Below are 15,016 nucleotides of genomic sequence, written 5' to 3' on the forward strand. Positions count from 1 at the left end.
GCCCGCCCCCCCGGTTTCCGGCTCCGAGCCGGGGCGGCGGGGTGGTGGCGGGGCGGTCGGGCGCGGTGGGCGGGGCGGGCGCTGTGTGGCCGGGCGCGGTGTCGGCGGCCGAGGCGGGCTGGGCGTGGCCGGGGGCGGTTGCAGCGGGCGGGGCGGGCGCGGTGCGGCCGGGGGCTGCGGGCGGGGTGTGCTCCGGCGTGCGCCGGGCGGTGCGCGCCCCCCGGTGGCGGACGTGGCCCGGCGCCCCGGCCGTACGGGGCGGCTCGGCCGGGCCCGAGGTACGGCGGTGGGCCCGGCGGCCCTGCGCCCGCTCGGCGAGGGCCCGGAGACAGGCCCACCGGGCCAGCGCGTACAGCCAGGACCGGCGCTCCGGCTCGGTCGAGGGGCACCGGGCGTCCTGCCGGTCCGCGACCGCCAGGGCGGCGCCGAGCGCGTCGGCGGCCGCGTCATGGTCGCAGAGCACGGCGAGGCAGTAGGTGAAGAGCCCGTCGAGATAGGGCTCGTAGCGGGCGGACGGCCGCTGGGCCGGGGTGCGGGCCGCTCGACGGTGCGCCCGGTGTGCGCCGGTGGTGTGCGTAGGGGACTCCAGCCTGCTGCTCATCACCCGGCGACCGTAGGCAGAGGAGTGCACACCCCAAGTGCCCCTTGAGCACATTTAATCCTTACGGGTGAATGTATCCCTCGAAAGAGGACAGAGGCCGGGGAATCGGGCGTGTGCGCCCGGAGTGCTCCCGTGCGCCCTGCGTGTGGCGGCGGGCGCACGCCCTCCCTCCGTACCGCCCGCGCCCTGTCTCCGCGCCCTTCCTCCGTGGCGACGGCGCCCCTTCTCCGTACCGTCGGCGTCCGGTGCGCCGTACCGGCGGCGTCCAGTACGCCGTACCGCCGGGTTCGGTGCGTGCCGCGACCGTCGGGTGCCCGGCGCCTGCCGCCGACCGCGTGGGCGGCGTTGTCGTACCCCACCGATACGGTGACGCCATGGCTGCCCGTACGAAATCCGCGAAGGACCGGCCGTCCTACCGCTGCACCGAATGCGGCTGGACCACCGCCAAGTGGCTCGGCCGTTGCCCCGAGTGCCAGGCGTGGGGGACGGTCGAGGAGTTCGGCGGCGCCCCCGCCGTGCGCACCACCGCCGCCGGCCGGGTCTCCACGGCCGCGCTGCCGATCGGCCAGGTCGACAGCCGGACGGCGACCGCCCGCTCGACGGGCGTCGGCGAGCTGGACCGGGTGCTGGGCGGCGGGCTCGTCCCGGGCGCGGTCGTGCTGCTGGCGGGCGAGCCGGGCGTCGGCAAGTCGACGCTGCTGCTGGACGTGGCGGCCAAGGCGGCGAGCGACGACCACCGCACGCTGTACGTGACCGCCGAGGAGTCCGCGAGCCAGGTCCGGCTGCGCGCCGACCGGATCAAGGCGATCAACGACCACCTCTACCTCGCGGCGGAGACCGATCTGTCGGCGGTGCTCGGCCACCTGGACGCGGTGAAGCCCTCGCTGCTGGTCCTGGACTCGGTGCAGACGGTCGCCTCGCCGGAGATCGACGGCGCGCCCGGCGGGATGGCCCAGGTCCGGGAGGTCGCCGGGGCGCTCATCCGGGCGTCCAAGGAGCGCGGGATGGCCACGCTGCTGGTCGGCCACGTCACCAAGGACGGCGCGATCGCCGGGCCCCGGCTGCTGGAGCACCTGGTGGACGTGGTGCTCTCCTTCGAGGGCGACCGGCACGCCCGGCTGCGGCTGGTGCGGGGCGTCAAGAACCGTTACGGCGCGACCGACGAGGTCGGCTGCTTCGAACTGCACGACGAGGGCATCACCGGACTCGCCGACCCCTCGGGCCTCTTCCTGACCCGCCGCGACGTGGCGGTGCCGGGCACCTGCCTCACCGTGACGCTGGAGGGCAAGCGGCCGCTGGTGGCCGAGGTGCAGGCGCTGACCGTCGACTCGCAGATCCCCTCGCCCCGGCGCACCACCTCCGGCCTGGAGACCTCGCGGGTGTCGATGATGCTCGCCGTGCTGGAGCAGCGCGGCCGGATCAGCGCGCTCGGCAAGCGGGACATCTACAGCGCGACGGTGGGCGGCGTGAAGCTCACCGAGCCCGCGGCCGACCTGGCCGTCGCGCTCGCGCTGGCCAGCGCGGCCAGCGACACCCCCCTCCCGAAGAACCTGGTCGCGATCGGCGAGGTGGGCCTCGCGGGCGAGGTCAGGCGGGTCACCGGGGTGCAGCGGAGGCTGGCCGAGGCGCACCGGCTGGGCTTCACCCACGCCCTCGTCCCGACGGACCCGGGGAAGGTCCCGGCCGGTATGAAGGTCACGGAAGTCGCCGACATGGGCGACGCTCTGCGGGTCCTCCCGCGCCGCTCTCGCCAGGAGGCACCACAGGAGGACGGCGCGCGCCGGTAGACTTTGCCCTGGTCTCGCCCGCCCGTGGACACGGCACGGCGGACGCGAGAGCACCGCAAACCTGTGACCGGAGGAGTGCAGTGGCAGCCAACGACCGGGCGACGACGCCCGGAAAGTCCGGCCAAGGCACCGGCAACGAGGCGCTGATGCGCGCCTCGCTGAGCGCGGTCGCGCCCGGTATGGCCCTGCGGGACGGCCTGGAGCGCATTCTCCGCGGCAATACCGGTGGCCTGATCGTGCTGGGCATGGACAAGACCGTCGAGTCGATGTGCACCGGCGGATTCGTGCTGGACGTCGAGTTCACGGCGACGCGCCTGCGAGAGCTGTGCAAGCTCGACGGGGCGCTGATCCTCGACAAGGACATGACGAAGATCCTGCGGGCCGGCGTGCAGCTGGTCCCGGACGCCTCGATCCCCACGGAGGAGACGGGCACCCGGCACCGTACGGCGGACCGGGTCTCCAAGGCGTGCGGCTTCCCCGTCGTCTCGGTCTCCCAGTCGATGCGGCTGATCGCGCTGTACGTGCACGGGGAGCGGCGGGTCCTGGAGGAGTCCTCCGCGATCCTGTCCCGGGCCAACCAGGCGCTCGCCACGCTGGAGCGGTACAAGCTGCGCCTCGACGAGGTGGCGGGCACGCTGTCCGCCCTGGAGATCGAGGACCTGGTCACCGTCCGGGACGTGACGGCGGTGGCGCAGCGCCTGGAGATGGTGCGGCGGATCGCGACGGAGATCGCGGAGTACGTGGTCGAGCTCGGCACCGACGGACGCCTCCTGGCGCTCCAGCTGGACGAGCTGATCGCGGGCGTGGAGCCGGAGCGGGAGCTGGTCGTCCGCGACTACGTCCCCGAGCCGACGGCGAAGCGGTCGCGGACGGTGGCCGAGGCCCTGACGGAGCTGGACGCGCTGACCCACACCGAGCTGCTGGAGCTGCCGGTGGTGGCGCGGGCGCTGGGCTACAGCGGTTCGCCCGAGACGCTGGACTCGGCGGTCTCCCCGCGGGGCTTCCGGCTGCTGGCGAAGGTCCCGCGGCTGCCGAACGCGATCATCGAGCGGCTGGTGGAGCACTTCGGCGGCCTGCAGAAGCTGCTGGCCGCGAGCGTGGACGACCTCCAGGCGGTGGACGGCGTCGGCGAGGCGCGGGCCCGCAGCGTGCGGGAGGGGCTGTCGCGGCTGGCGGAGTCCTCGATCCTGGAACGCTACGTCTGAGGGCCGCGGGCTGTCCGGGTCGCCCGGGGCCGCGGGCCTCACGCCCGCCCGCGTGAACGGGTCCGCCCTCAAACGCCGGACCGGCTGGGGATGCCCGGCCGACCCCACACCACGAGCCACGCGCCCGCCCGCATGAACGGGTCCGTCCTCAAACGCCGGACGGGCTGGAGATGCCCGACCATCTCAACGGGTCCGTCCTCAAACGCCGGACGGGCTGGGGGTGCCGGGCGGGCTGGAAATGCCCGACCACGCCGAACAGGCCGGGCTGCGAAGGGCCGCCGGAAGGGCTGAGGATGCCCGGCGCGCCGCAGGACGGTCGGCGCGCGGGGTCAGTCCTTCGCCAGGACGAACGAGGCTCGCTGGACCGGGATGCCCGGGGCCTTCGCCTCCAGCAGGTACGTGCCCGGTTCCGCCTTCCCGGCCGGCGGGGTCGCACAGCGCGGCGCGGACAGCGTCCGGTTCCAGTCCACCGTGTGGATCACCGTCGCCCCCGCCGGGACCGCCAGGAACAGCGGGTCCGCCGCCGCGGGGCAGTCCTTCGAGGACCAGATCGGGTCGTCGTCCTCGCCGCCCGCCTCGGTCACCGTGAGCACCGCGCTCTTCGGCCCGAAGTCGGCCTTGCACGCGGCCTTCGAGGTGTTCTTCGCGATCAGTTCGAACTTCGGCTTGTCGTCGGGGCCGTAGCTGACCTTCGTCCGGAGGCTCAACCGCACGTCGGCGGGCTTGCATTCGGGGAGCGGGGAGCCCGCCGGGACCTGACGGCCCGCGCCGTCGCCGCCGCCCGTGCCCGCCGTGCCCGCGCCGGACCCGTCCGCACCGCCCGTACCGGCACCGCCTGTTGACGCCCCGTCGGACGAACCGCCCCCGTCCGCGCCGCCGGAGGGTCCGCCCGAGCCGCCCGAGCCTCCGGAGCCGTCCTCGTCGTCCGACTCGTCGCGCCCGCCCGGCTGTTGGCTGATCGCGGGACCGGAGCTGCCCGGTCCGGGAGTGATCGACTCGACCGGGTCGGAGCCACCCGGCTTGCCGTCGTCACGGCTTCCCCCGCCGCCCGTGGACGTCACGGCCCAGGCGATCAACACGGCGAGCAGCGCAACCAGAAGTCCCGCTACCGCCCTTCGACGCCAGTAGATGCTGGAGGGAAGCGGACCGACCGGATTGCGCATAGATCCCACGCTCCGAACTCTACGAGAGATCCGGAGCTTCTCCGGCCCCACCCGCCGCTCCGCTCACAAGTTTTGCCGATCATCATCACGGGACCTAGGGCGCGAGCCGGTCAGAGGGGACAGAACGGGTGGCGTTGTCACCCCGAGGGCCGCCGCGCGAGCCGACACCGCCCGCGCCCGTGACACCCGCCCCGCCTTCCGTGCCAGGATCGTGAGTGCCATGACTGCCATGACTTCGCCCTCAGCCCAGACGCCCCCCGTCGCCGCCTCCTCCCTCCACACGCCCGTCATCGGGTGGTTCGAGCAGCACGCCCGCGATCTGCCCTGGCGCCGCCCCGAAGCGGGCGCCTGGGGCGTGATGGTCAGCGAGTTCATGCTCCAGCAGACCCCGGTGAACCGGGTCCTCCCCGTTTACGAGCAGTGGCTCGCCCGCTGGCCCCGCCCCGCCGACCTGGCCGCCGAGGCGCCCGGCGAGGCGGTCCGCGCCTGGGGCCGGCTCGGCTACCCGCGCCGCGCGCTGCGGCTGCACGGGGCGGCGCAGGCGATAACGGAACGGCACGGCGGCGATGTGCCGAGCGAGCACGCCCAGCTGCTGGCGCTGCCCGGGATCGGGGAGTACACGGCGGCGGCCGTGGCCTCGTTCGCGTACGGGCAGCGGCACGCGGTGCTCGACACGAACGTCCGCCGGGTGTTCGCCCGCGCCGCGACCGGCGTCCAGTACCCGCCGAACGCGACCACGGCCGCCGAGCGCAAGCTCGCCCGCGCCCTGCTGCCCGAGGAGGACGAGCGGGCGGCGAAGTGGGCGGCGGCCACCATGGAACTGGGCGCCCTCGTGTGCACCGCGCGCAACGAGAACTGCGACCGGTGCCCCATCGCCGCGCGGTGTTCCTGGCGGCTGGCGGGGAAGCCGGCGCACGAGGGACCGCCGCGCAAGGGGCAGACGTACGCCGGGACCGACCGCCAGGTGCGCGGGCGGCTGCTGGCCGTGTTGCGGGACGCGGTGGCCCCTGTACCGCAGGCCGCGCTGGACGCGGTGTGGGAGGAGCCGGTGCAGCGGGCCAGGGCGCTGGACGGACTGGTCGCGGACGGGCTCGTCGAGCCGCTGGCGGACGGCCGCTACCGGCTGCCGATGACCTGACCTCCGACCGTGCCGCCTGCCGATGGCCTGACCCCCCAGGCGGCACCCGCTGCCGATCGCCTGCCCCCGGCCGGTACCCGCTTCCCATCGCCTGCCCCCGGCCGGTAGGGGGCGGGGGAAGAACCCAACCTCTACACAGGCGCGTGTTTGATGCACACCCGGCGGGCGCGCCCGCGCCGGGCCTCCCCTCCCCCGCTGTTACACAACCGATGGACAGCCGTGCACCGGCCTACGGCTGCTCCGCACATCGCCGTGACAACCCCTCCGTAGCGTCTGCGACAGCAGAACGGCCGGACCGCGGAGACCACCGCGGCCCGGCGCCACACGGGGATGTTCGGGGACGGAGGCGGTTGTCATGACGCAGGGCGAGGTGCTCGCGTTCGAGGACTACGTACGCACACGGCAGGACGCGCTGCTGCGCAGTGCGCGCCGGCTGGTCCCCGACCCCGTGGACGCCCAGGACCTGCTGCAGACCGCCCTGGTGCGCACGTACGGCCGCTGGGACGGCATCGCCGACAAGTCGCTCGCCGACGCCTACCTGCGCCGCGTCATGATCAACACCCGTACCGAGTGGTGGCGGGCGCGCAAGCTCGAAGAGGTCCCGACCGAGGAGCTCCCCGACGCGAGCGTCGACGACGGCAGCGAGCAGCGCGCCGACCGCGCCCTGCTGATGGACATCCTGGGCATTCTGGCTCCCAAGCAGCGCAGCGTCGTCGTGCTGCGACACTGGGAGCAGATGAGCACGGAGGAGACGGCTGCGGCGCTCGGCATGTCGGCCGGTACGGTCAAGAGCACGCTGCACCGGGCCCTGGCGCGGCTGCGCCAGGAGCTGGAGAGCCGCGAGCTGGACAGCCGCGAGGCGGTCGCCCGGGAACACGGTGACCGGCCGAGCGCGGCCCCGGCCGCCGCCTCCTCCCGTGTCCCCGCCCAGCGGTCGCCGCTCACCTCGGTGCCGCGGACGGGGGCGCGCACACCGGCGCGGCACGACAGGCGTCACGACGAGCGGGGGATGGAGCGGTGCGCGGCCTGAGAGGCAGCAGCGTCGGCGCGGGCGGTCACGGGGACGGACGACCCCCGGGCGGCTCCGGCAACGGCACGACCTCCCCGGGCGGCGCCCGGGAAGCGGACGACGACACCCCGGGCAGATCCCGCGCCGGCCGGCTCCAAAGGCGGAGCCGGAGCCAGGGCTTCCGTACGGGTATGGCGGCGAGCGGCACGGCCTTGGCCGGGCTCGCCGCCTTCGGGCTGTTCACCGTCGGCTGCTCCACGGGCGGCACCGGCACCCGGGACGAGGGCCCCGCCGGCAGCCAGCCGGTCGCCCAGATCACCCCGCGGACCGGCCCGACCGGCACGGACGCGCCCGTCCGCCGGGTCGACGCCGTGAAGCTGCTCAAGAACGACCCCAAGGTGGGCGAGCGGGTCCGGGAAGGGCTCAAGCCCTGCGCGGGCAGGACGTACCCCATCGACACCTCCTACGGGTCGATGACCGGCGGCCGCACCGCCGACGTGGTGGTCAACGTGATGAGCTGCGCCGACTCGGTCAGCGTCGGGACGTATGTGTACCGGGCGGACGACAAGGGCGCGTACGAGAACGTCTTCGCGGTCGAGGTCCCCGCCGTCTACGGGACGATCGACCGGGGCGACCTGGTGGTGACGACGCAGGTCTACGGGTCGAAGGATCCGCTGGCCTACCCGTCCGGCTCGGAAGTGGTCACCTACCGTTGGGCGAACGACCGCTTCACCGAGCACGACCGGGTGCACAACGAGTTCAGCCGTGCCGTCGAGGGCACGGACGGTGACCTTCCCGTCCAGTCGGAGCAGGTGGAACCGGCCCCGCGGGAGTCCCCGGCGGAACCGGACGGGAACTGAGAGCGGGACGGAAAGCGAGAGAAGCAGACCCATGGCCGAGACCCATGTCCTCTTCGTCGAGGACGACGACGTCATCCGGGAGGCCACCCAGCTCGCCCTGGAGCGGGTCGGCTTCACGGTCACCGCGATGCCCGACGGGCTCTCCGGTCTGGAGGCGTTCCGCGCCGACCGGCCGGACATCGCGCTGCTCGACGTGATGGTGCCGGGCCTGGACGGGGTCAGCCTCTGCCGCCGCATCCGGGACGAGTCGACCGTCCCGGTGATCATGCTCTCCGCGCGGGCCGACGCCATCGACGTGGTGCTCGGCCTGGAGGCCGGGGCCGACGACTACGTGACCAAGCCCTTCGACGGCGCGGTCCTGGTCGCCCGCATCCGGGCCGTGCTGCGCCGCTTCGGCCACGCGGCCGGGCCGGACGGACCGGGCCAGGGCGGCACGGAGGACGGCTCCGAGGCGCTCGGCGGGGTGCTGGTCTTCGGCGACCTGGAGGTCGACACGGACGGCATGGAGGTGCGGCGCGCCGGTGAGCAGGTGGCGCTGACGCCCACCGAGATGCGGCTGCTGCTGGAGTTCTCCTCCGCGCCGGGCACCGTCCTCTCCCGCGACCGGCTCCTGGAGCGGGTCTGGGACTACGGCTGGGGCGGCGACACCCGGGTCGTGGACGTCCATGTCCAGCGGCTGCGCACCAAGATCGGCCAGGACCGGATCGACACGGTCCGCGGCTTCGGCTACAAGCTGCGCGGCTGACGCGGCACGGACGCGGACGGGGACGTGGAGCGAGTGGTGAGGCACGGATGAAGTGGCCGGCCCTGCGGACGGGTGTCCGCTGGAAGATCAGCATCGCCATCGCGGCGGTCGGCGCGCTCATCGCGGTGGCGCTGAGCCTCGTGGTGCACAACGCGGCCCGCGTCTCGATGATCGAGAACGCCCGCGAGGTGCAGTTGGAGCGGCTGCTCGGCGCCCAGCGCTTCTACGAGGCGACGAGCATGCAGAAGGGCGGCCCGAAGTTCGGGGCGCAGCTCAACGACCCGACGCTCCCGCCGTCCCTGCGCGACGAGGTCCGCGCGAACCGCCGGGCCACCCACGTCGAGCAGGGCGCCGACGGGGTACCCGAGGTCTGGGCGGCCCTGCCGCTGGCCAACGGGGACGTCCTCTCGCTGCACACCCGGTTCGCCGACCGCTCCGCCACGATCATGGACGACCTGGACCGGGCGCTGATCATCGGCTCGGTCTCGGTGGTCTTCGGTGGCTGCGCGCTCGGGGTGCTCATCGGCGGGCGGCTCTCGCGGCGGCTGCGCAAGGCGGCGGCCGCGGCGGGCCTGGTCGCCCAGGGGCAGACGGACGTACGGGTCGGGGACGCGGTCGGCGGGGTCGTCCGCGACGAGACGGACGAGCTGGCGCGGGCGGTCGACGCGCTGACCGACGCGCTGAACGAGCGGATCGAGGCGGAGCGCCGGGTCACCGCGGACATCGCCCACGAGCTGCGCACCCCGGTGACGGGGCTGCTCACGGCGGCCGAGCTGCTGCCGCCGGGCCGCCCCACCGAGCTGGTACGGGACCGGGCGCAGGCGATGCGGACGCTGGTCGAGGACGTGCTGGAGGTGGCCCGCCTGGACAGTGCCTCGGAGCGGGCGGAGCTGCAGATGCTGCCGCTCGGCGAGTTCGTCAGCCGCCGGATCGGGCTGCTGAACCCCGAGGTGACCGTACGGGTGGTGCACGAGTCCTGGGTCTCCACCGATCCGCGGCGGCTGGAGCGCATCCTCGGCAATCTGCTCGGCAACGCCGCCAAGCACGGTTCCGCACCGGTGGAGGTGACGGTGGAGGGCCGGGTGGTCCGGGTCCGCGACCACGGCCCGGGTTTCCCGGAGGAACTGCTGCGGGACGGGCCGAGCCGGTTCCGTACGGGCAGCGCGGACCGGGCCGGGCACGGGCACGGTCTGGGTCTGACGATCGCGGCGGGCCAGGCCCGGGTGCTGGGGGCCCGGCTGACCTTCCGCAACGCGGCGCCCTCGGGTGCGGCGGAGGGCACGGGCGGGGCGATCGCGGTGCTGTGGCTGCCGGAGCACGCGCCGACGGTGACCGGGAGCTTCCCGGTGCTGCGGACGGCGGAGCAGTCGCCGGCGTCGCACTGAGCGGTTCCCGGCACCCCGGGAGAACGCCGACGGCGACCCCGAGGAGTGAGCCGTGAGGCTGTCCTCGACGTCGCCGTCGGTCGGGTGACCCGGGCGCACGCCCCGGGTACCGGGGTGTAACGGGTCCACTGAACGCTCTTCGGTTGTGCTGCGCGGCCCGGCGCCGGGGCCGGGGGCCGCGCGGTGACGCCGGCCGGATCAGATGGAGACGTGCACCGAGCGGAGGAACGCGGCCGGGTTCAGCGCCGAGCCGTAGTTCGGGGTGGTGCGGATCTCGAAGTGCAGGTGCGGACCGCTGGAGTTGCCGGTGTTGCCGGACAGGGCGATCTTCTGGCCCGTCTTCACGTGCTGGCCGATCTTCACGTTGACCTTCGACAGGTGCGCGTACTGCGAGTACTTGCCGTTGGCGTGCTTGATCACGATGGCGTTGCCGTACGCGGGGCCGTCGCCGGCGCCGTTCGGGCCGGCCTTCACGACGGTGCCGGTGTGGGCGGCCGTGACCTTGGTGCCGATCGGCACCGCGAAGTCCTGGCCGGAGTGCTTGGCGGCCCAGCGGGCGCCGCCGGTGCCGTAGCTGGCGGTCAGCGTGTACTTCTTGACCGGGGTCTTCCAGGAGGCGGCGTTCTTCTTCGCGGCCTTCTTCTTGTCCTCGGCCTTCTTCTTCGCGTCGGACGCCTTCTTCTTGGCGGCGTCGGCGGCCTTGCCCTGCGCGGCGGCCTGGGCGGCGACCGCGTCGGCGGTGGTGCTCGCGGTGAGCGGAGCGGCGGCCTCGGTGCCGCCGGAGGCGAACGCCGTACCGGCACCCAGCACCACGGACGCTCCCAGGCCGGCGGCCAGGACGGCGCCACGGACGCGGAAGGCGGACGGGCGGATGGTGTGCTGGTTCGTTGCGCGCTTCATACGGGGAAGTCCTCCGAAGGTGAGTGGACCCGGCGTGCTGTCCGGGCTTGCTCAACCTTGGTAACCCGCACCCCCGGCGGTGCTCAAACACCCCATCTACGATGAAAAGCCGTAGAGATGACCGGGGGAATGGGGTGGAGTTGTCCCTTTACGAGAGGTTCGCGCGGCCCACGGAATCCTTCGCGAGGGATGGGTTCAACGCCTGTTCCGGGCCGCCTTCTCCGGACACGGCACCGCTGAACGTCCGTATCGGACGAAACCTCGCAACGGCCCGCCGACGCCGGGCCGAAGGTCCCGGAGCCGGTCCGGTCCGTTCCTCCTAGCGTGCGTAGTAGGCATGTTTCGGCCTGTGCGCCTTGTCACCGGCGGTGGGACCTTGGTCCTTCCGTTTCGGGACCTTCGGCACGGTGTTTCACTACGCTGACGGGAAACGGCACCGCACCCCGGGGGACCCATGACGGCCGAGAACACCCACGCGCTGGACGGCATCGAGCTCGCGGACGCCGTCGCGTCCATCCGCAACCAGCTCATCGACGCGGCGACCCGCGCCACGGACCACCCGGTCTCCTTCGCGGTCGGGGACATCCAGATGGAGTTCACCCTCGAACTGCGCCGCGAGGCGAAGGCGGGCGGCAAGGTGAAGGCGTGGGTGGTCGAGGCGGGCACGGACGCCGCCCTCGCCTCGGGCCGCACGCACAAGGTGGCCTTCACCCTGACCCCCCGCAACGCCGTGACGGGCGAGGCGTGGGAGATCGGGACGCGGGACGACGGATCGACGGCGGGGTTCGGTACGGGCCCGGAGGCGGACCAAGGATCGACGGCCGGGTTCGGTGACGACCCGGAGGCGGACCGCACCTCCTCGCCCTGGTTCAGCGGGGGCCCGGGGCCGGACGACGCGTCCCCGGCGGCGTCCGGCGAGGGGGCGGCGAGGCCGTGAGCGCGGTGCCCCTGGCCGACCGTACGGTGGTCGTCACCGCGAACCAGCAGGGCAGCGGCGTCCTCCTCACCGACCGGCTGGTCCTCACCTGCGCCCATGTGGTCAAGTCGGGCTCCGTCCACATCGCCCACCCGGCGCTGGCGGGCCGGGTACGGGCCACGGTCGCCTGGATCGACTACCGCCTGGACGTCGCCCTGCTGGAGGCCGTCGAAACGGTCCGGGCCGTCCCTCCCGTACGCCTCGGCGTGGTCGACACCCGCCAGGCGATATCCGACTGCGAGATCACCGGCTTCCCGCGCCTCCAGCGGTACGGCCCCGACCGGCGGCTGGAGGCGGACCAGTACACGGCGACGGTCCTTCCGCTGGCGGGCCGCGTCCGCGACCTGCTGGTCTGCGACCTGGACGGCCCGCCCGCCGCGCACCCCGACGACGAGACGGCGTCCCTGGCCGGGCTCTCGGGCGGCCCGGTCTTCCTGGGGGACGTGCTGCTGGGCGTGGCCCGCCAGGTCCCGCGCGGGCGCGACGGCCGCCGGGTCGAGTGCGTACCGCTGGGGCGGGTCCTGGCGGCGGAGCCGTTCCGCCTCGTCTACCGGCGGTCGGCGGGCGACCCGCGGGAGGAGCGGGTGCACGGCAGCTTCCCCCGCGACCTGCGGTACGAGACGGAGTACGCGCAGGCCCTCGGGGTCGCGTACCGCCGGACGAAGATCTTCGGCCTGGACGAGCTGAGCCGCCACGACTCCGCCTGGGACCTGGACACGGCGTACCTGAGCCTGGAGGCCCAGGCGCAGGAGCAGGCCCTCAAGCTCGCCCCGCCGCTCCCCCAGCGCATCGACGATCTCCTCGTCGGCCGCCCGCGCGTCCTGCTGCGCGGCGAGGCGGGCGCGGGCAAGACGACGCTGCTGTGGTGGCTGGCCGCCCACGCCTCGGCCCGCACGCTGGAGGGCGCGCTGGCCCCGCTGAACGGGCTGATCCCCTTCATGGTGCCGCTGCGCACCCTGCGCGCCCGGGGGGCGGCGTTCCCGGGTCCGGCGGAGCTGTCGGGCGCGGCGGGTCTGGTGGTCGACGCGGCCCCGCAGGGCTGGGCGGGCCGGGTCCTGGAGGCCGGGCGGGCGCTGCTGCTGGTGGACGGCCTGGACGAGGTGCCCCCGGAGGAGCGTGAGCAGGCGCACACCTGGCTCTCGCAGCTCCTGGCCCGCTATCCGGGCACCCGGTGCGTCGCGACCGTACGACCGCTCGCCGTCGAGGCGGACTGGCTGCGCTCCGAGGACTTCGCGGAGCTGCGGCTGCTGCCGATGCGGAACGACGACATCCAGGCGTTCGTGAGCTGCTGGCACCGGGCGGCCCGGCTCTCCGAGCAGGATGACGTCGAGCGACTGGACGAACTGGAACAGGACCTCTCCCGCCAGTTCGAGCAGAATTCCACCCTCCGCGACCTGGCCCGTACGCCGCTGCTCTGCGCGGTGATCTGCGCCCTGCACCGCCGGCGCGACGGCTTCCTCCCGGAGACCCGGTGGAAGCTGTACCGCTCGGCGCTGGAGATGCTGCTGGGCAACCGCGACCGCCGGCGCAGGATCGAGGGTCCGGAAGGCATCGATCTGGACGTCGAGGACGCCGCCCAGCTCCTCCAGCGGATCGCGGTCTGGCTGGTCCGCGAGGGCCAGTCCGAGTTCACCCGCGACCAGGCGCTGCGCCAGCTCGGCCGGGCGCTCGCGGGGATGGACCGGGTGAGCGCCCAGGGCCCGCCCGAGCAGATCCTCACCCACCTGCTCAACCGCAGCGGCCTGCTCCGGGAACACGGCGACGGCACCTACCAGTTCATCCACCGCACCTTCCAGGACTACCTGGCCGCCAAGGAGCTCATCGAGGACGACCACCTCAACGAACTGCTGCGCCACGCGGACGAGGAGCCCTGGCAGGACGTCATCCTGCTGGCCGCCGGGCACTGCGGACGCCGTCAACTGGCGCGGCTGGTCGAGGGCTTGCTGGAAGCGGGCGGGAAGCACGGGAAGAGGTCGCCCGAACGCACCGACCTCCACGTCCTGGCCTCTCTGTGCGCCCAGTACGCGTCCTGGCTGGACGGCGCGGTGCGGGAGGAGATCCGTACGTCACTCGCCGGCCTGCTTCCCCCCATGGGCAGTGTTCAGGTGGGCTCGCTGGCCCGGCTGGGAGCGGACGCGCTCGGCTTCCTGCCCCAGCCGGAATCCATGGCGACGGAGCACCCGGCCGCCGAGCACGTGGTCGAGCTGATCACCACGGTGGGGGGAAGCGCGGCCGTTCCCCATGCCCGGGCGTGGCTTCTCGCCCACCCCGGTCTGACCAACTCGTTCGTCTACGACTGGCAGAACTTCCCTCCCGAGGAGTACGCCACGCAGGTCCTCGCCCACTGCGACCACTCCTCGGTCTTCTGGATGATCAGTGACCGCGCGAGGCTCCGGGCGCTGCGCCACATACCGCTGCTCGAAGACCTCTCCCTGAGTACGGATCTGGCCGAGCGGGAGATCAGCGAGGCCCTGGAGGGGAAACCGCGGCTGCAGAACCTGTTCATCCGGGACAACCGGCTCGTCTCCGATCTGTCCTGTCTCCGGCCCGTGCGCACCTCTTTGGAGTTGCTGTCCCTGGACTCGTGCCCCGGTGTGCGGGACCTGAAGCCGTTGAGGGAGTTCAGCGCCCTGACGGCCCTGTTCCTGGACGCCGCCCGGTTGCCCTCGCCGCGGGAGGCGCTCGCCGGGCTGCCCGACGGCCTGAGTCTTCTGATGCTGGAGAATCTGACGGCGGACCGGCTCGGTGACCTGCCCCCGCACCCCGGACTCACCCAGCTGCTGTTGGAGAACCGGGGCCCTCTCGCCCTGGACGCGCTGGACGCCTGGCCGTCGCTGGAAAGGCTGGAGGTCGGGGAGCTCGACGACTTCGACGCCGCGCTCGGTGAACTGCGCGCTCATCCGCGGATCTCCGCTCTCGCGCTGACCGCGTTCCCCTGGGAAGCCGACGTCAGAGGCGCACCGGCGGTGCCGTCCGTCGCGGAGCTGACGGTGCAGTCACCCGCGGACGGTGGGTATCTGCCGCTGCTGCGCGGGCTCTTCCCGAAGGTGTCGCGCCTGGGCATCAGGGCCTCCGCCCACCACGGCGTACTGGACCTCTCATGGCTCCACGCCTGGCCCGAGGTGACGGTGACGATCCACGAGGACGAGAGGCGCCCGCTCTCCGGCGTCGAGGAGCTGGGTGACCGGATCACTCTTTCCGACCGCTGACGGCAGGGAAAAGGGGCTGCCCCGGACCGGTACGGATA

The 15,016-nt window shown here is 73.6% G+C and carries 10 protein-coding genes and 2 pseudogenes; 9 read left to right on the forward strand and 3 right to left on the reverse strand.

Annotated features, from left to right (window positions below; genetic code table 11):
- Window positions 1-601 (reverse strand): annotated as a pseudogene (locus tag IF19_RS0115760) (hypothetical protein); the annotation flags it as partial.
- 374 nt (window positions 602-975) lie between these two features.
- Between IF19_RS0115760 and radA the strand changes: the two are divergent.
- Together radA and disA are read left to right on the forward strand one after the other, a co-directional pair.
- Window positions 976-2,388, forward strand: coding sequence for a DNA repair protein RadA (gene radA / locus IF19_RS0115765; RefSeq protein ID WP_030114524.1), 1,413 nt, complete (start codon window positions 976-978; stop codon window positions 2,386-2,388).
- An 80-nt stretch (window positions 2,389-2,468) separates the two neighbouring features.
- Complete coding sequence (gene disA / locus IF19_RS0115770) at window positions 2,469-3,593, forward strand: DNA integrity scanning diadenylate cyclase DisA (protein WP_030193970.1); 1,125 nt, start codon at window positions 2,469-2,471, stop codon at window positions 3,591-3,593.
- Window positions 3,594-3,922: 329 nt separating this feature from the next.
- Here the strand turns inward: disA and IF19_RS0115775 are convergent, their stop codons facing one another.
- Window positions 3,923-4,672: a hypothetical protein gene (locus IF19_RS0115775; RefSeq protein ID WP_030114526.1), complete on the reverse strand. Its 750-nt coding sequence runs from the start codon at window positions 4,670-4,672 to the stop codon at window positions 3,923-3,925.
- Between the two features lie 304 nt (window positions 4,673-4,976).
- On the opposite strand from IF19_RS0115775, the gene IF19_RS0115780 reads away from it, so the two are divergent.
- From IF19_RS0115780 to cseC, 5 genes are all read left to right on the forward strand, one after another.
- Complete coding sequence (locus tag IF19_RS0115780) at window positions 4,977-5,894, forward strand: HhH-GPD family protein (RefSeq protein ID WP_030193976.1); 918 nt, start codon at window positions 4,977-4,979, stop codon at window positions 5,892-5,894.
- A 355-nt stretch (window positions 5,895-6,249) separates the two neighbouring features.
- Window positions 6,250-6,924, forward strand: coding sequence for a SigE family RNA polymerase sigma factor (locus IF19_RS0115785; RefSeq protein ID WP_030114528.1), 675 nt, complete (start codon window positions 6,250-6,252; stop codon window positions 6,922-6,924).
- A 170-nt stretch (window positions 6,925-7,094) separates the two neighbouring features.
- Entirely contained in the window at window positions 7,095-7,763 is a 669-nt protein-coding gene (locus IF19_RS0115790) for a hypothetical protein (protein WP_032748076.1), read from the forward strand.
- Between the two features lie 31 nt (window positions 7,764-7,794).
- Complete coding sequence (gene cseB / locus IF19_RS0115795; protein ID WP_030114530.1) at window positions 7,795-8,508, forward strand: two-component system response regulator CseB; 714 nt, start codon at window positions 7,795-7,797, stop codon at window positions 8,506-8,508.
- A 47-nt stretch (window positions 8,509-8,555) separates the two neighbouring features.
- A complete protein-coding gene (cseC, locus tag IF19_RS0115800; RefSeq protein ID WP_030120639.1) occupies window positions 8,556-9,893 on the forward strand; it encodes a two-component system sensor histidine kinase CseC in 1,338 nt (445 codons plus the stop codon).
- A 198-nt stretch (window positions 9,894-10,091) separates the two neighbouring features.
- Here the strand turns inward: cseC and IF19_RS0115805 are convergent, their stop codons facing one another.
- Window positions 10,092-10,793, reverse strand: a complete 702-nt coding sequence (locus IF19_RS0115805; protein ID WP_030114533.1) for a M23 family metallopeptidase — start codon at window positions 10,791-10,793, stop codon at window positions 10,092-10,094.
- Between the two features lie 454 nt (window positions 10,794-11,247).
- On the opposite strand from IF19_RS0115805, the pseudogene IF19_RS0115810 reads away from it, so the two are divergent.
- Together IF19_RS0115810 and IF19_RS0115815 are read left to right on the forward strand one after the other, a co-directional pair.
- Window positions 11,248-11,589 (forward strand): annotated as a pseudogene (locus IF19_RS0115810) (trypco2 family protein); the annotation flags it as partial.
- 137 nt (window positions 11,590-11,726) lie between these two features.
- Window positions 11,727-14,978, forward strand: coding sequence for an NACHT domain-containing protein (locus IF19_RS0115815; RefSeq protein ID WP_032748070.1), 3,252 nt, complete (start codon window positions 11,727-11,729; stop codon window positions 14,976-14,978).
- Window positions 14,979-15,016 lie beyond the last annotated feature (38 nt).

It is taken from the genome of Streptomyces californicus, from assembly GCF_000717645.1.
GTDB lineage: Bacteria > Actinomycetota > Actinomycetes > Streptomycetales > Streptomycetaceae > Streptomyces > Streptomyces californicus.

Bases quoted from the DNA above. Each gene is read 5' to 3' on its own strand.
- radA (WP_030114524.1), top strand. From the start codon at position 976: ATGGCTGCCCGTACGAAATCCGCGAAGGACCGGCCGTCCTACCGCTGC.
- IF19_RS0115780 (WP_030193976.1), top strand. From the start codon at position 4,977: ATGACTGCCATGACTTCGCCCTCAGCCCAGACGCCCCCCGTCGCCGCC.
- IF19_RS0115785 (WP_030114528.1), top strand. From the start codon at position 6,250: ATGACGCAGGGCGAGGTGCTCGCGTTCGAGGACTACGTACGCACACGG.
- IF19_RS0115790 (WP_032748076.1), top strand. From the start codon at position 7,095: ATGGCGGCGAGCGGCACGGCCTTGGCCGGGCTCGCCGCCTTCGGGCTG.
- cseB (WP_030114530.1), top strand. From the start codon at position 7,795: ATGGCCGAGACCCATGTCCTCTTCGTCGAGGACGACGACGTCATCCGG.
- cseC (WP_030120639.1), top strand. From the start codon at position 8,556: ATGAAGTGGCCGGCCCTGCGGACGGGTGTCCGCTGGAAGATCAGCATC.
- IF19_RS0115805 (WP_030114533.1), bottom strand. From the start codon at position 10,793: ATGAAGCGCGCAACGAACCAGCACACCATCCGCCCGTCCGCCTTCCGC.